This is a genomic window from Pseudomonas sp. IB20, from assembly GCF_009707325.1.
In the GTDB taxonomy this organism is placed as follows: domain Bacteria; phylum Pseudomonadota; class Gammaproteobacteria; order Pseudomonadales; family Pseudomonadaceae; genus Aquipseudomonas.
In genome coordinates this window covers 2,705,852-2,723,103 of sequence record NZ_CP046103.1, presented here as the reverse complement: position 1 = coordinate 2,723,103, position 17,252 = coordinate 2,705,852, and the positions used below count along the sequence as shown (strand labels likewise).

General features: G+C 60.6%; 21 protein-coding genes and 2 pseudogenes. 6 read left to right on the top strand and 17 right to left on the bottom strand.

Annotation, left to right across the window (positions count from 1 at the left end; all coding sequences use genetic code 11):
* Positions 1-134: 134 nt before the first annotated feature.
* From GJU48_RS25230 to GJU48_RS12495, 6 genes are all read right to left on the bottom strand, one after another.
* Positions 135-428 (bottom strand): hypothetical protein, encoded by a 294-nt coding sequence (locus tag GJU48_RS25230; RefSeq protein WP_094953642.1) that lies wholly within the window; start codon positions 426-428, stop codon positions 135-137.
* 317 nt (positions 429-745) lie between these two features.
* On the bottom strand, positions 746-1,357 hold the full coding sequence (locus tag GJU48_RS12515) for a LysE family transporter (protein ID WP_094953643.1): 612 nt from the start codon (positions 1,355-1,357) through the stop codon (positions 746-748).
* A 72-nt stretch (positions 1,358-1,429) separates the two neighbouring features.
* The gene (locus tag GJU48_RS12510; protein WP_094953644.1) at positions 1,430-2,221 is read right to left on the bottom strand and encodes an AraC family transcriptional regulator; all 792 of its coding nucleotides are present in this window, start codon (positions 2,219-2,221) and stop codon (positions 1,430-1,432) included.
* Positions 2,222-2,432: 211 nt separating this feature from the next.
* The gene (locus tag GJU48_RS12505; RefSeq protein ID WP_094953645.1) at positions 2,433-2,903 is read right to left on the bottom strand and encodes an arsenate reductase ArsC; all 471 of its coding nucleotides are present in this window, start codon (positions 2,901-2,903) and stop codon (positions 2,433-2,435) included.
* Positions 2,904-2,916: 13 nt separating this feature from the next.
* Positions 2,917-4,200 (bottom strand): arsenic transporter, encoded by a 1,284-nt coding sequence (locus GJU48_RS12500; protein ID WP_094953646.1) that lies wholly within the window; start codon positions 4,198-4,200, stop codon positions 2,917-2,919.
* A 19-nt stretch (positions 4,201-4,219) separates the two neighbouring features.
* On the bottom strand, positions 4,220-4,576 hold the full coding sequence (locus tag GJU48_RS12495) for a metalloregulator ArsR/SmtB family transcription factor (protein ID WP_094953647.1): 357 nt from the start codon (positions 4,574-4,576) through the stop codon (positions 4,220-4,222).
* 177 nt (positions 4,577-4,753) lie between these two features.
* On the opposite strand from GJU48_RS12495, the gene GJU48_RS12490 reads away from it, so the two are divergent.
* From GJU48_RS12490 to GJU48_RS12480, 3 genes and pseudogenes are all read left to right on the top strand, one after another.
* Positions 4,754-4,969, top strand: coding sequence for a hypothetical protein (locus tag GJU48_RS12490; protein WP_017138831.1), 216 nt, complete (start codon positions 4,754-4,756; stop codon positions 4,967-4,969).
* A gap of 71 nt (positions 4,970-5,040) precedes the next feature.
* Entirely contained in the window at positions 5,041-5,736 is a 696-nt protein-coding gene (locus GJU48_RS12485; protein WP_094953648.1) for an AzlC family ABC transporter permease, read from the top strand.
* Positions 5,733-6,023, top strand: a pseudogene (locus tag GJU48_RS12480) (AzlD domain-containing protein); the annotation flags it as partial. The gene GJU48_RS12485 and the pseudogene GJU48_RS12480, both read left to right, overlap by 4 nt.
* Before the next feature lie 121 nt (positions 6,024-6,144).
* Here the strand turns inward: GJU48_RS12480 and GJU48_RS12475 are convergent.
* Entirely contained in the window at positions 6,145-6,402 is a 258-nt protein-coding gene (locus GJU48_RS12475; protein WP_094952224.1) for a hypothetical protein, read from the bottom strand.
* 109 nt (positions 6,403-6,511) lie between these two features.
* On the opposite strand from GJU48_RS12475, the gene GJU48_RS12470 reads away from it, so the two are divergent.
* Positions 6,512-6,865 carry a hypothetical protein gene (locus tag GJU48_RS12470; protein WP_094952223.1) on the top strand — a complete coding sequence of 118 codons (354 nt, stop codon included), beginning with the start codon at positions 6,512-6,514 and terminating at the stop codon, positions 6,863-6,865.
* A gap of 145 nt (positions 6,866-7,010) precedes the next feature.
* Here the strand turns inward: GJU48_RS12470 and GJU48_RS12465 are convergent, their stop codons facing one another.
* The 7 genes from GJU48_RS12465 to GJU48_RS12435 all read right to left on the bottom strand — a co-directional run bounded on the left by GJU48_RS12465 (position 7,011) and on the right by GJU48_RS12435 (position 14,390).
* Positions 7,011-7,715, bottom strand: a complete 705-nt coding sequence (locus tag GJU48_RS12465; RefSeq protein ID WP_094952222.1) for a YoaK family protein — start codon at positions 7,713-7,715, stop codon at positions 7,011-7,013.
* Between the two features lie 69 nt (positions 7,716-7,784).
* On the bottom strand, positions 7,785-9,419 hold the full coding sequence (locus tag GJU48_RS12460; RefSeq protein WP_094952221.1) for an ATP-binding cassette domain-containing protein: 1,635 nt from the start codon (positions 9,417-9,419) through the stop codon (positions 7,785-7,787).
* A gap of 124 nt (positions 9,420-9,543) precedes the next feature.
* Positions 9,544-10,593 carry a DNA topoisomerase IB gene (locus GJU48_RS12455; protein ID WP_094952219.1) on the bottom strand — a complete coding sequence of 350 codons (1,050 nt, stop codon included), beginning with the start codon at positions 10,591-10,593 and terminating at the stop codon, positions 9,544-9,546.
* An 81-nt stretch (positions 10,594-10,674) separates the two neighbouring features.
* Positions 10,675-11,754 (bottom strand): molybdenum ABC transporter ATP-binding protein, encoded by a 1,080-nt coding sequence (gene modC / locus GJU48_RS12450; RefSeq protein ID WP_094952218.1) that lies wholly within the window; start codon positions 11,752-11,754, stop codon positions 10,675-10,677.
* Positions 11,755-11,757: 3 nt separating this feature from the next.
* On the bottom strand, positions 11,758-12,438 hold the full coding sequence (gene modB / locus GJU48_RS12445) for a molybdate ABC transporter permease subunit (protein WP_094952217.1): 681 nt from the start codon (positions 12,436-12,438) through the stop codon (positions 11,758-11,760).
* Entirely contained in the window at positions 12,439-13,212 is a 774-nt protein-coding gene (modA, locus tag GJU48_RS12440) for a molybdate ABC transporter substrate-binding protein (RefSeq protein ID WP_094952216.1), read from the bottom strand. It lies immediately after the preceding gene.
* A 119-nt stretch (positions 13,213-13,331) separates the two neighbouring features.
* Positions 13,332-14,390 carry an NAD(P)H-dependent flavin oxidoreductase gene (locus tag GJU48_RS12435; protein ID WP_094952215.1) on the bottom strand — a complete coding sequence of 353 codons (1,059 nt, stop codon included), beginning with the start codon at positions 14,388-14,390 and terminating at the stop codon, positions 13,332-13,334.
* A 204-nt stretch (positions 14,391-14,594) separates the two neighbouring features.
* Here GJU48_RS12435 and GJU48_RS12430 point away from each other — a divergent pair.
* Positions 14,595-14,737 (top strand): annotated as a pseudogene (locus GJU48_RS12430) (CGNR zinc finger domain-containing protein); the annotation flags it as partial.
* A gap of 90 nt (positions 14,738-14,827) precedes the next feature.
* The gene (locus GJU48_RS12425) at positions 14,828-15,289 is read left to right on the top strand and encodes a GyrI-like domain-containing protein (protein WP_094952214.1); all 462 of its coding nucleotides are present in this window, start codon (positions 14,828-14,830) and stop codon (positions 15,287-15,289) included.
* Positions 15,290-15,292: 3 nt separating this feature from the next.
* Here the strand turns inward: GJU48_RS12425 and ada are convergent, their stop codons facing one another.
* The 3 genes from ada to GJU48_RS24890 form a co-directional block, all read right to left on the bottom strand.
* Positions 15,293-16,336 (bottom strand): bifunctional DNA-binding transcriptional regulator/O6-methylguanine-DNA methyltransferase Ada, encoded by a 1,044-nt coding sequence (gene ada / locus GJU48_RS12420; RefSeq protein ID WP_094952213.1) that lies wholly within the window; start codon positions 16,334-16,336, stop codon positions 15,293-15,295.
* 75 nt (positions 16,337-16,411) lie between these two features.
* Positions 16,412-17,077, bottom strand: coding sequence for a DNA oxidative demethylase AlkB (gene alkB, locus GJU48_RS12415; RefSeq protein ID WP_094952212.1), 666 nt, complete (start codon positions 17,075-17,077; stop codon positions 16,412-16,414).
* 3 nt (positions 17,078-17,080) lie between these two features.
* Positions 17,081-17,248: a hypothetical protein gene (locus GJU48_RS24890; RefSeq protein ID WP_094952211.1), complete on the bottom strand. Its 168-nt coding sequence runs from the start codon at positions 17,246-17,248 to the stop codon at positions 17,081-17,083.
* Positions 17,249-17,252 lie beyond the last annotated feature (4 nt).

The window sequence follows — 17,252 nt, the reverse complement described above, 5'->3', positions numbered from 1 at the left end:
AAATAAGGTGTTCACATAACTTCTACAGCGCCCGCCAGACGCACGTTAGTTAACTAACGCGCAGCGGGCTACTACTGGACTTGTTCATAAAGAACTCCAGACTATTAATCAGAAAGTTGCTGTTTCCAGCCGGTTTAAGCGGCGCGAGTGCTCAGGTAAAAACCGAGCAACAGGCTCGCTTGAGCCAGTGTGGAAACCTTAGGTCTCTGCGGGTCTTGAGGGTCGGCGTGGTCCCAGTGCTGCAGCAGTTGGCCGCTGGCAGGGCAGATACGCCAGTGCGCCAGCGGGGGGGCCGGACGCACTTGGGGGGAAGGTGCAGCAAAGGCGGAACGAGTAGGCGAAAAACCTACGGGCTCGCGGCACAGCTTGGCGCGCAGGGCTGCGGCTAGCGTACGTACATCAGGCAAAACTAAGAGTTGGAAGGTCATAACACACCTCGGGACCGGACGGGCGACCGGTGAGGCAGTTACGGTGGAGCATCAAGCTCTAGCGCAGCTTACCGGACCTGGAAGGCGAGTCCTGTCATATTCTGGGTTTGGCGCCCGATGCCCGCATTAGCGGTGCTCGGACAGCGACTAGATACTGTGTCCATTGGCTTCTTTTGTGAGGTTTAAAAAAGGCCCCAGTTGTGGGCAGGGGCAATCTACTCAGATGGTTACAAAATGTCAACGCATGATTAATTAAATTAACCCGTGTTCAGAGTTCATTCAGATAAGCCGCTCGGAAAGTTACTGGATATATAACTTCATACACCCTGTGCTGCCAGAACAGCCAGATACATCAATACCAGACCACACACGCCATAACTGATGCGCTGCCACAGCGGTGAGGCGTTCTTGCGTAGCAGGTTGACCAGTGCGGCAATCAGAAAACATGACAGCACCGACGCCAGCATAAAGCCTGCAAAAAACATCAACGTTTGCGCATGGCTGGGCGTGGCGCCGACGATGCCCGACAACGCGCTGCCCAGTGCGCCCCAATAAACGATGTTCTTCGGGTTGGCCAGGGAAATGGCCGCGCCCACCGCCAGCGCGTTTTGCCCGCAGCGGGCCGGCGCGGTGTCCGCTACGGGCAAGTGCCAGGCGTCGATCAGGCTGCGCACGCCCAGCCAGGCCAGGTACAGCGCGCACACGATGGTCAGTGGTACGCGCACGGCATCATGCGCAATCAGCAGGGCAATGCCGGTGAGGCCGATCACCGCCCACACGGCGTCGCCCACCAGCGAGCCGATCTGCACCAGCAAGGCCGGGGTAAAGCCCTGGAGCAAGCCTCGGCGCAACGTCTCGGCCAGCACTGCGCCGGGCGAGAGGCAAAACACAAATCCGAATACCAGCGCGTAAAAAAAGATCGTCAACATGCCCGCGTTCCTTCAAGAGAAGCGGGCAGTGTGCGGGCGTGTGGAGTAGGCGTCTTGAACCAGATTGCGCTTTCAGCGTTTCGATACGTGTTGATAGCGGCCAGGGGTGATGCCATAGGCGGCGCGGAAGTGCCGGCTGAGGTGGCTCTGGTCGGCAAAGCCCAGGTCATGCGCGACGTCGCTGGCCGAGACACCGCTGCGCAAAAGCCCCTTGGCGCGACAGGTGCGCAGTTGCATGGCCCATTGCCTGGGGCTTAGCCCGGTTTCTTTCTGGAAGGCGCGCAACAGGTGGAATTTGGACAGGCCCAGTTCATCACCCAGTTGGTCCAGCGGTGGCGACTGGTGTAGCTGCGAGGCGAGTAATTCCTGGGCGCGGCTGATCAGGCTTTTGCTGGTTTTCGGGCTGCCTGCCAGGCGCACACCGCTGACGCCGACCACCTCACCCAGCAGCAGCACCAAGGCTTCTTCATTGCGTTCGCGTAGCCATGCATCGGCGCTCAAGGCACCTTTGATTGCCGCCGCCAGGCGCTGCGCCAAGTCAGGCTGAAAGCAACACGCGTGATCAAACTCCACGTGGGAGAGCCCAAGGTCAGCCGCTAACTGCTCCGCCGTGGCGTACAGGCTGACAAAGTGCCAAGGCGCGCCGTGCGCCGCGCCGCCGCCCTGAATCTGCCCGGGGTTGTACAAGGTTATGCTGCCGGGCCCGGCCTCGAACTCGCGGCGGTCGAGCCAGACCTTTTCTTCACCGATCAGGTTCACGCCGATCACGCATTCATCATGGCTGTGGCGGGCAAAGGTCAGGCCGGTGCAGTGGGTGCTACTGACTTCGTAGTTGCCCAGCCAGGCGTGTTGAAGGGTGCTCATCGGGAAGGCTCGTGGAATCGGACTGCGGCCAGCATACGGGGGTTGTCGGCCTGACGGAACGACTACAGCAGCGCGATGCGGTCCAGCTCAGCCTTCAATTGCGTGGGGGAGAGCTGTGCAAAAGGCAGTGCGAAGAATGCTTGGCAGCGGGTGGCGATACGTGGAATCGGACTGCGGCCAGCATACGGGGGTTGTCGGCCTGACGGAACGACTACAGCAGCGCGATGCGGTCCAGCTCAGCCTTCAATTGCGTGGGGGAGAGCTGTGCAAAAGGCAGTGCGAAGAATGCTTGGCAGCGGGTGGCGATAGTGCTCAGGGTGAGCTGGAATGCCGCCTCGATACTGGCCTCGTCACGTTTAACCTCCGATGGGTCTGCCAACCCCCAATGCGCCTTCAGCGCCGGTCCGAAATACACCGGGCATGCTTCGCCGGCAGCCTTGTCGCAAACGGTGATGACCACGTCCGGCGGGCTGTCTTCAAACGCATCATTGCCCTTGCTGTATAAGCCGTCGGTGTTGATACCCGCCGCCTGTAACGTACTCAAGCTGCGCGGTAGCACCTGGCCCTTGGGGAAGCTGCCGGAGCTGATCGCCTCGAAGCCTGGCGGCGCCAGGTGGTTGAACAGCGCTTCGGACAAGATGCTGCGGCAGCTGTTGGCGGTACACATGAACAGGACTTTCATGGCGTTAGCTCCTTTAGAGGCTCAGACGCAAGGCGAGGGCGGCCAGGGTGATCAACAACACCGGCAAGGTCAGCACAATCCCGACTTTGAAGTAGTAACCCCAGGTGATGGTGATGCCTTTGCGCGCCAGGATGTGCAGCCACAACAAGGTGGCTAGGCTGCCGATAGGGGTGATTTTCGGGCCCAGGTCGCTGCCGATGACATTGGCGTAGATCATCGCGTCCTTGACCACACCCACGGCATGGCTGGACTCGATGGACAGCGCGCCGATCAGCACGGTCGGCAGGTTGTTCATCGCCGACGACAGCAGCGCCGTCAGCACGCCGGTGCCCATGGCTGCGCCCCACACGCCATAGGTGGCGAAGGTGTCGAGCCAGGTGGCGAGGTAGGTGGTCAGGCCGGCGTTACGCAGGCCGTAAACCACCAGGTACATGCCCAAGGAAAAGATCACGATTTGCCAAGGGGCTTCTTTCAGTACTTTGCGCGTTGAGATCGTGTGGCCCTTGGCGGCGATCACCAGCAGTAATACGGCGCACGCGGCCGAAATAGCACTGATGGGAATGCCCAGCGGTTCCAAGGCGAAACAGCCGACCAGCAAGATACCGAGCACCCACCAACCGGCGCGAAAGGTCGCACGGTCGTGAATGGCGCTGGACGGCTCTTCCAGGTCGGCGGGGTCGTAGGTCTGCGGAATATCGCGGCGGAAAAACCACAGCAACACCGCCAGGGTTGCTGCGACGCTGACGAAGTTGACCGGCACCATCACGGCGGCATATTCGTTGAAGCCGATCTTGAAATAATCTGCCGAGACGATGTTCACCAGGTTTGACACCACTAACGGCAAGCTCGCCGTGTCCGCGATAAACCCGGCGCCCATCACGAAGGCCAGGGTCGCCGCCGGGGAAAAGCGCAACGCCAGCAGCATCGACATCACGATGGGCGTGAGGATCAACGCGGCGCCGTCGTTGGCAAACAGCGCTGAAACCAGCGCCCCGAGCAGCACCATGTACGCAAACAAGCGCCGGCCACGCCCACGGCCCCAGCGCGCCACGTGCAGCGCGGTCCAGGCAAAGAACCCGGCTTCATCGAGCAACAGGCTGATGATAATCAGCGCGACAAAGGTGCCGGTGGCGTTCCAGATGATGTGCCACACCACCGGGATGTCCGCCACGCTGATCACGCCACAGGCCAGGGCCAGGATCGCGCCCAGGGTTGCGCTCCAGCCAACGCCCAAGCCTTTGGGCTGCCAGATGACCAACACGATGGTGAAGATAAAAATCGCAATCGCGACAAGCATGAATAAACGCTCCGATGGCTCAGCAGCAGGTGCTGGCCCGTTGTGGTCTGTCGCCCATTGCATCAAGACGCAGCGCGTCGTTTTGCAACCATGGCTGGTTGGCTTGCAAGGTGGTGTCCAGCACCTGTGTGACCCAGGCGGGCAGTGCCGGATTGATGCGGTAATAGACCCATTGGCCCTGACGGCGGTCCAGCAAAAGCCCGCTACTGCGCAGATGCGCCAGGTGGCGGGAGATTTTCGGTTGACTGTCGTCCAGAGCATGGATCAGTTCGCACACGCAAAGTTCGCCCTCGCGCAGGATCAATAACGTCAACCGCGCGCGGGTAGCATCCGCCAGGTATTTGAACAGGGTGGGTGGGGAGAGGAGGTCCGGCATTTTGAGGCCTTCGTATATATGGCTATCCGAATATATGGATAAACATATATGTAGGTCAAATCCTGATTTCGTTTGACGTGGATCAAATGCCGCTAAATCAACCACAAGTGACTGAAATTAAAATGAAACACGAATGTCCTAAAGTGCCTGCCCATTGCTGATGAAGGAAGAACCCGCGTGACCCGTGCCACTCGCAACCTGCGCAAGACCCTCGATTCCGTCGCGGACAACAACGAAACCGCTGCGTTTGATTTGATGCGCGCCGTCGAAAAACTCGGCGATGAAGTGCTGCGCCAACGCCTGCTCAATACCATCCACCGGCTCAACCAGGATGCTCATGAGCTGCGCGAGGCGCGTGACTCGGTGGAGCAGGTGTCGGTCAAGCTCGCCTGAGCACGATCGTTCAAGACAAGCCCCGCATGACGCTGGCATGCTTGTCGACTGTCTGTCGATGAGCCGTCTCCATGCCTACAGCCTTACCTCATTACGCCTTCGGTCGCGGCGCCATCGCCGTCATCCCCTTGTCCCTGGCCTGTGCGCCCTGGGGGCTGCTCGCCGGTTCCATGGCCATTGATGCGCAATTTACCCCGCTGCAAGCCCAGGGATTGTCCGCCATCGTCTTCGCCGGTGCCGCGCAGTTGGTGGCCATCGGTATGGTTAAGAGTGGCGCCAGCCTGATTTCGATTGTGCTGACCACGTTGCTGCTGACTTCCCAGCATTTGCTCTACGGCATGCATATGCGCCCCACGCTGTCGTCGCTCAATACGCGCTGGCGTATGAGCTTGGGTTTTTTGTTGACCGATGAGTTTTTTGCGCTGGTCAACCACTATGACCGTGAGACTTTCAATCGCTGGTATGCACTGGGTGTTGGCCTGACGTTTTATATCATTTGGAACCTGTTTACCTTGGCGGGCATTGTGCTTGGCAAGAGCATTCCCGGCCTTGATCAGCTGGGGTTGGAGTTTTCGATTGCGGCGACATTTATCGCGTTGATTACGCCGGTGGTGCGGGATGTGCCCACGGTGGTGTGCGTGGCGGTTTCGCTGTTGTGCTCGGTGTGGTTGAGTTACTTGCACTGGGAGTCGGCGGTGGTGGTCTCGGGGGTGCTGGGGATGAGCGCGGGGTTCGCCTGTAAGCGGCTTGGGGTAGGGCAGCGATGATTTACCTGATGATTGTGGGCATGGGGCTGGTGGTGTTTTTTAACCGCTACGTGTTTATTGAGCCGCGGTTGCCGGTGCGGCTTAATCGCGGGGCGCGGGAGTTTCTTGGGTTTGCGGTGCCGGGGATGCTGACGGCGATCTGTGGGCCGATTATTTTTCTCGCGGACCATAAATTGAATTTGAGTCTGGCCAATCCTTATTTGTTAGCGGGTGTTTGTGCGGTGGCGTTGATGTTCTGGACGCGCAGTGTGTTGGTGACTGTGCTGCTGAGTATGGGGTTGTTTTATTGTCGAGCCCCCAACCCCCAGGCAAAAAAAAGCCCGCGGGAGGGCGGGCAGAAGGGAGACTTCTTAAAAATGAGCCTGCCAACTATAGCCAGCACAACTACCCTTCACAGTGAAACTAAATTCATTCGGCAGCAGATGACGCCTTCTTCTTGGCTTTGGCCTCAGCCGCCAGGCATTCCAGCGCGAACTGCTCGGTGTAGGTCATCTGGATGGGCGTGCTTTCGCCCTTCACGGTGCGCTCGCCATCGAGGATGTAGCGGATGCGCTTGTCAGTGACGCCGATGCGCTTGGCGATCCACGTGGGCGTCTGGCCGATGCGGCTGATCAGCTTGTCGGCGTAGTCGGTGGAAGGGTTGTAGCGTTCGGCGTTGGGGGTCATCGGTTTTCCAGGTGACAGCGAGGTCGTAAGTAGGCGACAGGGTGACGTAATAGTCCTCGGGTGTCGCCTGCTAATGATAGAGTCGCGGTTTTTCCAAGGAGGCGATGGCATGCGAAAGCTGGTAATTGGCGTATTGGTGGTGGCAGCACTGTCCGGTTGTGCAGGTTCGAAAATGAAAGAAGCGCGCACCGGCACGCCTTACAAAACCCTGGCATCGCAGAAGGCCCCTCTGGTGGTTGCCCAATGCATCCAGTTCGGTTGGCAGGACGAGGCGGTATTTGGCGTTGACGCCGGCGGCTTCAAGGAGCCGATGGAAGCCGGCGGTTACACGGTGTACACCACCGGTGGCGACTATTTCGTCGACGTGCGCAGCGCGGGTGCCGGTTCTACCGTGAATTACTTTGCGGGCCAAGACTCGATGCCGACAAAACGTCGCCTGGCCGCACTCGCAACCTGTCTGTAGGCTGTCGCCTAGGTATTTTTCGGAAATGCCCGGCGGGACAGCCGCCGGACATTCGCTTATTATTCTTTTCGCTCGCTCGACGTGGTAGCTCTTTACCAGTACACGGACGTCGAGGCCGAAACGTCGGGCGGGCCTCTTTTCTTCCTTATCGCGGCATGTAACCCAAGTGCCAGCGCCGGGGAATCTTCAGCGACACTACCCCCAGCAACGCCGCCAATGCGCCACTGACCAGCAGCGCCTTGAGGCCGAGTTGATGTTCCAGCAGCGCGCCAATCACCGCGCCGACAAACATTCCCGCCCACGGAATCAGTTGCACGCGCCAACCATTGCGCCGCTCTCCGAGTATCCAGCGGCCCAGCCCGCGACCAAAGCGTGACAGCGCCCCGGTTACATAGGTCAGGCCCACCGGCAAACCGTTGACCTCTTCCACCGCCGCATTCAGCATGCCCATGGCAATAATCGCCGCGAGCAACGCCGGCAATGTATCGGCAAACGGCCACAAGGCTGCGCCACACAACAAGGCCGCAATGCACAACAGCAAGGGCAGCGCATGCCGCTTGGCGACGCGGCTGACTACCACACCCAACGCGTTGCCGACCACGAACATCGCGATCAGCAACAACAACCGCCCCGTAAGGCCCAGGTCCCCGGCGCCAATCGCTACCGCCAGCCGCGTGGTATTGCCGCTCATGAACGAGACAAAATCGCCACTGGCCATAAAACCGATGGCATCGGTCATGCCGGCCAGTACGGAAAGACTGGCCACCAACATCAAACCGACCCGGCCGCGCCAGCGTTGCCGATGGGCCAGTGCGGCATTGACGTAAGGTTTGCGCGATGCAGGCAGCATTGTGCCGGCCTCCTCGGTGAGATTATTCGGCCACTACCGTAGGGCGCTTTGAGTGTGTGCGCAATGACCTCAGACACACTTCAGCCACCAGCCCCGACTTTGCCAGGTTAAAACGTGCGTCGGCCTGATCGCTTGCACGAACGCCTCGTCATGGGACACCACCACCATCGCCCCGGTAAAACCCTGCAACGCCTGTTCAAAGGCCAGCACCGATTCCAGGTCCAAGTGGTTGGTAGGCTCGTCCAGCAATAGCAGTTGTGCCGGGACTTTGCGCCACAAGGCAATTGCCATTGCGGCCTTTAAACGCTCGCCGCCACTCAACTGGCCAGTGGGTTGAGTCACCCGCAACGCATCCAGTTGCAGCAAGGCTAGGCGCGTGCGCAGTTCGCCTTCGGCCAACGGTGTGTCGAGCAGGTTGAGCTGTTCGACGATGCTGCGTTCGTTCTCCAATAGCGCCAGGTGTTGATCAATATAAGCGCTGGGCACTTGCACGGCGCATTCCCCGCTGACGGCCTTCCATAGGCCGGCAAGCAGCTTGAGCAAGGTGGATTTGCCGCAGCCGTTCGGCCCGTGCACGGCAACGCGCACCGGGCCCGTCAGGTTGAGTGTGAGGTAAGTTGCAGGCGACTGCGGATCCAGCCACGGCAGTTGCGCATGCTCCAAGGCCAGGACGTGTCGACCGTTGGGCACTGCCGAGCCGGGCAAGGCGAGCAGGGTGGGCGTTTCGTCGACGACGCGTTCGTAGGCCTGGCGCACCTGCACATCCAGCTCGTTTTTGTACTCGCGGTGTGCACTGCGCACAGTGCTGACGATTTCGGTGGCGGCACCTTTCCAGCGGGCTTTGGTGAACCGGTCGACGTTGGCGGTTTCGGCCTGCTTGCGTGAGCGGGCGGCATTGCGTTGCAAGCTGTCGTGGTCTTTTTGCAGGCGTTTGCGCTCGCGGCTGCGTTCCAGGCGCGCGTGTTCAAGGGCTGCAACGGCAGCGTGCTGCTCGGTGTCGCGTTGCAGGCGGTAGGCCTGGTAATTGCCGCCATACGCGCGCGCCCCGAGGGGCGACAGTTCGAGGATGCGGCCCATGGCGTTGAGCAATTGCCGGTCATGGCTGACCACCACCAGGCCGCCGTGCCAGCCCGCCAGCACATGCAACAGCCAATCACGGCCGTCGCTGTCGAGGTGGTTGGTGGGCTCATCGAGAATCAGCAACTGTGGCTCGGCCAGCACCGCACCGAGCACCGTGACCCTGGCCAATTGGCCGCCGCTGAGCTGCTCGGCCGGTGTGTGCGCATTGAGGTGTGCCAAGCCTGCGGCGCCCAATGCGGTGCGCAGGCGTTCGGCCAGGTCCCAGCGATCGTCGATCAGCGCCAGGTCGTCCACGTGTGCTTCGCCGCGAGCCATGCGTGCTAGTGCAGCCAACACCTCGGCGGTGCCGGTGACATCGGCGATGGTTGCGCCCGGTTGAACCGCCGCTGCTTGGGCGACGTATGCGACGCTGGCCGAACGCTTCAGCGTGCCGGACGAGGGCGCAAGCAACCCGGCCAGCATCTTCGCGAGAATGCTTTTGCCACGGCCATTACGCCCGACAATCCCGGTGGGTGTGTGATCAATCGACAGGTTGAGACCTTCCAGCAAGGTTTCGCCATTGGCGAACTGGAAAGACACGTGTTGCAAGGAAACGAGTACGGGCAGCCGGTTGACGTCAGTCATAGGCACCTCCAAAAAAATGTCGAACAGGCCAACAAGCGCGCCAGGCGGCTCGTTGCAGATACATTTTGGAAGGCTTAGTTGTTCACGTCGGCGGTCATCCCGGGCGTCAGAAGGGCTGCAGAGGCTAACTCACCTTGGCGCTCTTCGGCAAGTCGGCGGCCAATTGCTCGAGGAACATCGCCAGTGCGACTTCTTCGGCTTTCAAGCCCTTGCGCACCCGTGGCTTGGGCAGCTTGGACAGTTCGCCTAGGCTGAAATGCTCCAGAACGGCCGGGTGGATATAGCACTTGCGGCACACCGCCGGAGTATTGCCGAGCTGCTTGGCGACGTCTTTGACGGTTGCCACCACGTGCCGCTTGGCATCGGATTCCGGCTGCCATTGCAGCTCGCGCAACACGGCCAAGGCAAGAGCGGTGCCGGCCCAGGTGCGGTAATCCTTGGCGGTGAAATCGGCGCCCGTCAGGCTGTGCAGGTAGGCGTTGACGTCGTGGGAGCTGACGGTATGCCGCTCACCGTCTTCATCCAGGTACTGAAACAGATTTTGCCCAGGCAGTTCGAGGCAGCGCTTGACCACCGTGGCCAGGCGCCGGTCCTTGACGCTGACCTGATGCTCCACGCCACTCTTGCCGCGAAACTGGAACTGGATTTCGCTGCCCTTGATGTCCACATGGCGGGTGCGCAAGGTGGTCAGCCCGTAGGATTTGTTGTCCCGCGCGTACTGGGTATTGCCCACGCGGATCAGCGTGGCATCCAGCAGCATCACCACCGTGGCCAACACTTTCTCGCGGGTGAAACCGGGTTCGGCGATTTGGGCTTCCAATTTCGCGCGCAGTGTTGGCAAAGCATTCCCGAACGCTTGCAGGCGCGAATACTTGTCGCTGTCACGCACTTCACGCCAGCGCGAGTGGTAACGGTATTGCTTGCGGCCGCGGGCGTCACGCCCCGTGGCTTGCAGATGGCCACGCGGGTCGGCGCAGATCCACACATCGGTGTAGGCGGGCGGCACGGCCAGTGCGTTCAGGCGTTTGATTTCGTCAGCATCGATGATACGCACTCCGTTGGCATCGACATACTGGAACTTGCCGCGCAGCTTCTTGCGGCGGATACCCGGTTGGGTGTCGTCAACGTAATGCAGGTCGCGGGGCAGGTCGGCAAGCAGTGCGGAGTCGGGCATGGTGCAAATTCCTTGGCGGTAATCAGGCCGGTATGTCTGATTGACCGCAGGGTTTTGCGCGGGTGCCAAATAGTTATGTAGTTATGCGAGCACGGCTACCGCCTTGATTTGCGCCCACAGCCTCAGACCGGGCTGCAGTTGCAATTGATCACGGGAGAACCGCGTGATGCGCGCCAGCAGCGGCGTGCCGCCAGCATCCAGGCGCACCAGCACATGGGCGTTGTTATCCGCAGAAATCTCCTGGGTCACCGTCACCGGCAGACGGTTAAGGATGCTGCTGGGTTCTTGCCCATACAAGCTGAGGCTGACATCTCGGGCCTGTACCTTGATGCGCAGTGGCTTGCCCACTGCCAACGGCGCGTGCGCCACGCGTACCTGCAATGGGCTGTCGGGCAATTGCAGGGTGAGCAACTGATAGTGCTCATCGTAGGCACTGACCGTGCCATTGATGACCACGCCGGCGTCGTCGCCCAAGGCGATGGGTAAGTCGAGCCGTGCCAGGGTTTCACTGATGGGGCCGCTGGCCAGGGCCTTGCCGTCGCTGAGCAATACAATGTGATCGGCCAGCCGCGCCACTTCATCCTGGGCATGGCTGACGTACAGCACCGGAATATCCAGTTCGTCGTGCAGGCGTTCGAGGTACGGCAAAATTTCGCTTTTGCGTTGGCTGTCCAGGGCTGCCAGCGGTTCATCCATCAACAGCAATTGCGGGCTGGTGAGCAGCGCGCGGGCGATGCCGATGCGTTGGCGCTCGCCGCCGGACAGGTGCTGCGGGTGCCGGTCGAGCAGGTGGCCGATGCCGAGCAGTTCGGTGGCCTGGGCCATGTCCACCCGACGTTGCTGAGGCGCAATACGCTTGAGGCCGAACTCAAGATTGGCCCGCACTGATAGATGTGGAAACAGGCTCGCTTCCTGAAACACATACCCCAAGGCGCGCTTATGCGGCGGCACAAATACGCCGTTGCGGCTGTCTTGCCAGACGTCATCATTGACCTGCACAAAGCCGTCTGCGGCGCGCTCAAGCCCCGCGATACAGCGCAGGCAAGTGGTCTTGCCGGAGCCAGAATGCCCGTACAAGGCGGTCACGCCACGGCCGGGCAAATGCAAGTCCACATTCAGGGCGAAGCCGGAATAGGTGAGGTGCAGGCGTACATCAATCATCGATCAGCTCCAGCCCATTTTGGTTTTACGGTTGGAATAGAGCGCCAGCAATACGAGGAAGGCGAACACCACCATGGAGCCGGCCAACCAATGGGCCTGAGCATATTCCATGGCCTCGACGTGGTCATAGATCTGCACCGACACCACGCGGGTTTTGTCGGGAATATTGCCGCCGATCATCAGCACCACGCCAAACTCACCGACGGTGTGGGCGAAGCCGAGTATCGACGCGGTGATAAAACCCGGGCGGGCCAGGGGCAGGATCACGGTGAAAAACGTGTCCCAGGGATTGGCGCGCAAGGTGGCGGCTACTTCCAGTGGGCGAGTACCGACGGCGGAAAAGGCGTTTTGCAACGGCTGCACCACAAACGGCATGGAATAGATCACCGAGCCAATCACCAGCCCGGTGAAGCTGAAAGTCAGGGTGCCCAGGCCCAGCCATTGGGTGAACTGGCCGAAGTAGCCATTGGGCCCCATGGTCAACAGCAGGTAAAACCCAATGACCGTGGGTGGCAACACCAACGGCAGGGCGACGATGGCACCGATGGGGCCGCGCCACCAGGAGCGGGTGCGCGACAGCCACAGGGCAATCGGAGTGCCGATGATCAGCAGGATCACGGTGGTCAGTGATGCCAGTTTAATGGTCAGCCAGATCGCGGAAAAATCGGCACTCGACAGCGGCATTTAGTTGGCCAACTCGTAACCGTAAGACTTGATCACCGCGGCGGCTTTGGGGCCTTTGAGGTACTCGACCAGCGCTTTGGCCGCGGCGCTGTCTTTGCCTTTGGTGAGAATGACAGCGTCTTGCTTGATCGGGTCGTGCATGGACGCGGGAACGATCCACGCCGAACCACTGGTGACTTTGCCGTCCTTGTAGATTTGCGACAGGGCGACGAAGCCCAGTTCTGCGTTGCCGGTGGACACGAACTGGAAGGCTTGGGTGATGTTCTGGCCTTCAACGAGCTTGCCCTTGACCTTGTCGGTCAAGCCTTCTTTAGCCAGCACTTGGGTGGCGGCCAGGCCGTAGGGCGCGGCTTTAGGGTTGGCGATGGACAGGTGCTTGAATTCGTTCTTCTTGAGCACCTCACCTTTGGCATCGACATAACCTTCCTTGGCCGACCACAGCGCCAGGGTGCCGACCGCGTAGGTGAAGCGCGAACCTTTGACGGTGTCGCCTTCGGTTTCGAGTTTTTGCGGGGTGGTGTCGTCAGCGCTGAGGAACACTTCGAATGGCGCGCCGTTTTTGATCTGCGTATAGAACTGGCCGGTGGCGCCGTAGGCTGCAACCAGTTTGTGGCCGGTGTCTTTTTCGAAATCGGCAGCAATCGCCTGGATCGGTGCGGTGAAGTTGGCGGCAACGGCAACCTGCACTTCATCGGCTTGGGCCGCGCCAAAGGCAAAGGCCGCAATCAGGGTGGCGATGGCCGTGGGGGCCAGGCGTGAGGCGCGGATCATCATGAAGCAGCTCCTTTGAGGGTGTACGGCTTGTTACAGGTAGAAGGCGTTACCGCTATGTATAGGAATATATAGCGGTTAGCCATTGCCGGTACAGTGCAACGTTGCCGCTGGTGTCAGTTCTATTGGAGCTTGGCCCGTGCCTGCTCGGCCAATTCGCGGGTCAGGTCGTACGTGGAAATGTCTTTGCCCAGGCGCAATGCCTGGCCTGACCACAGGTTGCTGAAACCCGCTTCATCCTTGGCTTTGAGCGGCATCAAGGCGCCGCCGGAAGTGGGGAAGGCGGGCGCTTGCGGGTTGATCGCGCCGAGTTCGCGCATCACGCGGTTAACGATGCCTCGCGCCGGGCGGCCGGTGAACAGGTTGGTCAGTGCGGTCTCGCTGGCTTGGGCGTGGCGCAGTGCATGGTGATGGGAAGCGCTGACGTTGGCTTCGGGAGTGAAGAGGTACGCGGTACCCACTTGCACGGCCGAAGCGCCCAGGGCGAATGCCGCGACAATGCCGCGCGCATCACCGATACCACCGGCGGCGATCACCGGCACGCTGACCGCGTCGACAATCTGCGGCAGCAGTGCCATCAGGCCGATCTGGGTGTTGAGGTCGTCGCTGAGAAACAACCCGCGATGCCCGCCAGCCTCAAACCCCATTGCAATGATGGCGTCGCAGCCATGCTGTTCCAGCCAGAGGGCTTCTTCCACGGTGGTGGCCGATGACAGTACCTTGGCGCCCGTGGCTTTGACCCGGTCGAGCAAGGCTTTTTCCGGCAGGCCAAAGTGAAAGCTCACCACTTCGGGGCGGAACTCTTCGACCACTTTGCAGGCAGCGTCATTAAAGGGTGCGCGGTTGGACGCGGGCGTTGGCGCGTCAAAATCGGCGCCGAGTTCATGGTAGTAAGGTTCCAGCAAGTCCTTCCAGCGGCGGTCACCGGCTTCATCGGCGGCGGGCGGTTGATGACAGAAGAAATTCACATTGATCGGCCGCGAGCTTGCCTGGCGGATCGTGGCCAAGGCTTCACGCAGTTGCTCGATGGTCAGCGCTGCGGCGGGCATTGAGCCCAGCCCGCCGGCCGCATTGGTGGCGATGACCATGGCGGTGGTCGTTGCCCCGGCCATAGGGGCCTGGATGATGGGCACTTCAATGCCCAGCAGGTCAAGAATTCGAGTGTCTGGCCAGCTGCTCATGGGATGCGTCTCCAGCGTGAGTAAGACTTTGCGCTGTTTTAGCAGGGCGATTGGCACCCGGCCAGTCTGTTTTATTCACTGGACGAAAGTGGGTTTTCGTGCGGCGCCATCAATTGATGGCATGGTGCTGGCTGATGACCCGGTGCTGGGCATGCTCAACACCCTGGCGACTATCGACGGCGTGCCGTGGGACTTCTGGCAAGTCTGTGGTTTTATGATCGGACCAAGGCGCACAAACGTCGCAGGTGCAGTATGGCGCTGTGCGGTAACCGTATAAGGTTGCAGAGTGTCCTAAACGCAAAGCTTCGGAGCAAACGTCGCAGGTGCAGTATGGCGCTGTGCGGTAACCGGTATAAGGTTGCAGAGTGTCCTAAACGCAAAGCTTCGTAAACGGAACGCTAAGTAAGCGTAAATTGACGTTTTAAAAGGAGAGCGCGGTGCAAACAATCAAGGAACAACAGGTAGCGGCCGTTCGTGTGTCCGGGCTGAAAGTTCGCACGCGTAATGCGGATGAAGCCCAGCCTTCGAGCGCGAAGATCGGCCCGATGTGGCAACGGTTTTTCGCTGAAGAGCTTTACCAGAAAATACCCGGCAAGCAGCCGGAGTCACCGATGTACGGGGTGTACAGCGGCTATGAGTCCGATGCGCAAGGGCTGTTTGATGTCACTGCGGGCGTGGCGACCCAGGCACCGGCTGCCGGGTTTGACAGCTTGGTGATTGAGCCGGGGCGTTATTTGGTGTTTGAGGCGCGTGGGCCGATGCCGGCTGCGATCATCACGGCTTGGCAGCACGTCTGGGACTACTTTGAGCAGCCGGGTGTGGAGTCGCGTGCGTTTGTCACCGATTTTGAGGTGTACCCGGCGGACGACGTGGCGCTGATCTATATCGGTATCCACTAGCCGTTACTGACTTTCGCGCTCCAGCAGCTGGCGCTTGCGCTCCACGCCCCAGCGGTAGCCCGAAAGCTCGCCGTTGCTGCGCACCACGCGGTGGCAGGGAATTGCCACCGCCAAGTGGTTGGCTCCGCAGGCCTGGGCCACCGCTCTAAAGGATGTGGGCGCGCCGATCCGCTGGGCAATTTGCGCGTAGCTGGCAGTGCTGCCCACCGGAATTTCGCGCAGCGCCTGCCACACCCGTTCCTGAAAGGCGGTGCCGCGCAAATCCAGGGGTAAATCCAGGCCCAAGGCAGGCGCTTCGACAAAGCCCACTACCTGCGCAATCAATTGTTCGAAGTCCCGGTCCGCACCGACCAACTCGGCCTTGGGGAACTGGTCCTGCAGGTCGCGCACCAGTTGGTCCGGGTCATCCCCCAGCAAAATCGCACAGACACCGCGTTGACTCTGCGCCACCAGAATCGCCCCCAATGAGCATTGGCCCACGGCAAAGCGAATTTCACTGTTGGTGCCGCCGGCCTTGTAATCGCAGGGCTTCATGCCGAGTAGCTGGTCAGCCGCCTCATAAAAGCGGCTGTTGGAGTTGAAGCCTGCGTCATACAGCGCGTCGGTAACCGAGTGCTGCCCCTTGAGGCCATCGCGTACTTTGCGCGAGCGCAGGGCGTTGGCGTAACCCTTGGGCGTCAGGCCAGTGATGGCTTTGAATACGCGGTGGAAATGGAACGCGCTTAACCCGGCCGGGCGTGCGAGAGCGTCCAGGCTGGGCGGCGTTTCGGCCTGTTCGATGCGGCGGCACGCATCGGCAACCAGTTGCCCATGGTGCGCGGCCAATTGAGTCTGGTCACCCGCGGCGCGTTTGCTGGGGCGATAACCTGCGGCTTCGGCTTGCAGCGGCGTGTCGAAGAATTCGATGTTTTCCGGCCGTGGCAAGCGCGAGGCGCTGCTGGGGCGGCAGTACACGCCGGTGGTTTTAACCCCGTACACAAACAGTGCGTCTGCCTTGGCGTCGCGGGTGACGATGGCGGCCCAGCGCGGGTCTTGTTCGTTGGTCATGGTCTGCACTCTTGGCGGCTCACGGCCAGATTAGCCGTGCTGGCCACGCTCGGCACTCACAAGCTTGCGGTCAAATTAACCGGCGGTGCGAAAGGTCAGGTTGATGCGTTGCGGGCCCATGACCGGATGCACGCCGTCCTTGATTGGCATCACCCCATGAAAGCGCAAGCGATCGACGCCGCCCCAGACCACCACATCGCCATGAAACAGCGAGACCTTTTGCGTGCGGTTGCCGCGTTCATGGCCGCCAAACAGGAAAATCGCCGGCAGGCCCAGTGACACGGAGACCACGGGCGCGTTGTAGCACCGTTCGTTCTTGTCTTGGTGCAGGGACATCTTGGCGCCGGGCACATAGCGGTTGATCAGGCAGGCATCCGGAGTGAAGTCGCTGAAGCCGGCTTCTGCGGCCGCCTGCACAGCCAGTTCGCGCAACGTGTGAGGCATGGCAGGCCACGGTTGCTGGCTGCGCGGGTCAAGCGGGCTGTAACGATAGCCGCTGCTGTCGGTGGTCCAACCCAGCTCGCCGCAACTGCTCAGCGCCGCCGACATGGTAAAGCCGCCGGGTGTGACCATTTGCCGAAACGGTGATTGGGCCAATATGCGCCGTAGTTCAGGTAACAGACGCTCGACCCGGGGCAGGGCATAGCCCCTTAACACGTAAGACTCTTCGCCAATCTGTTCACGCCCTGCGGGTTGTTGCAGGGCGTCGTCGGCAAACAGGTCCGCAGTCGGGCCGGGCATGGCTTACAGCGCCTTGCTCACGGTGATGTCGGTGATTTCGTCGGTTGCATCGTGGATTTTCGCCAGGGCTTGCTTGGCTTCGTCGACGTCGTTGGTTTGCAACTGGGCGAACTCAAAGCGGCGTTCGCCGTTGAGCTTGTACTTGATGACGTATTTGGTCGTAGGGGTCACAGCG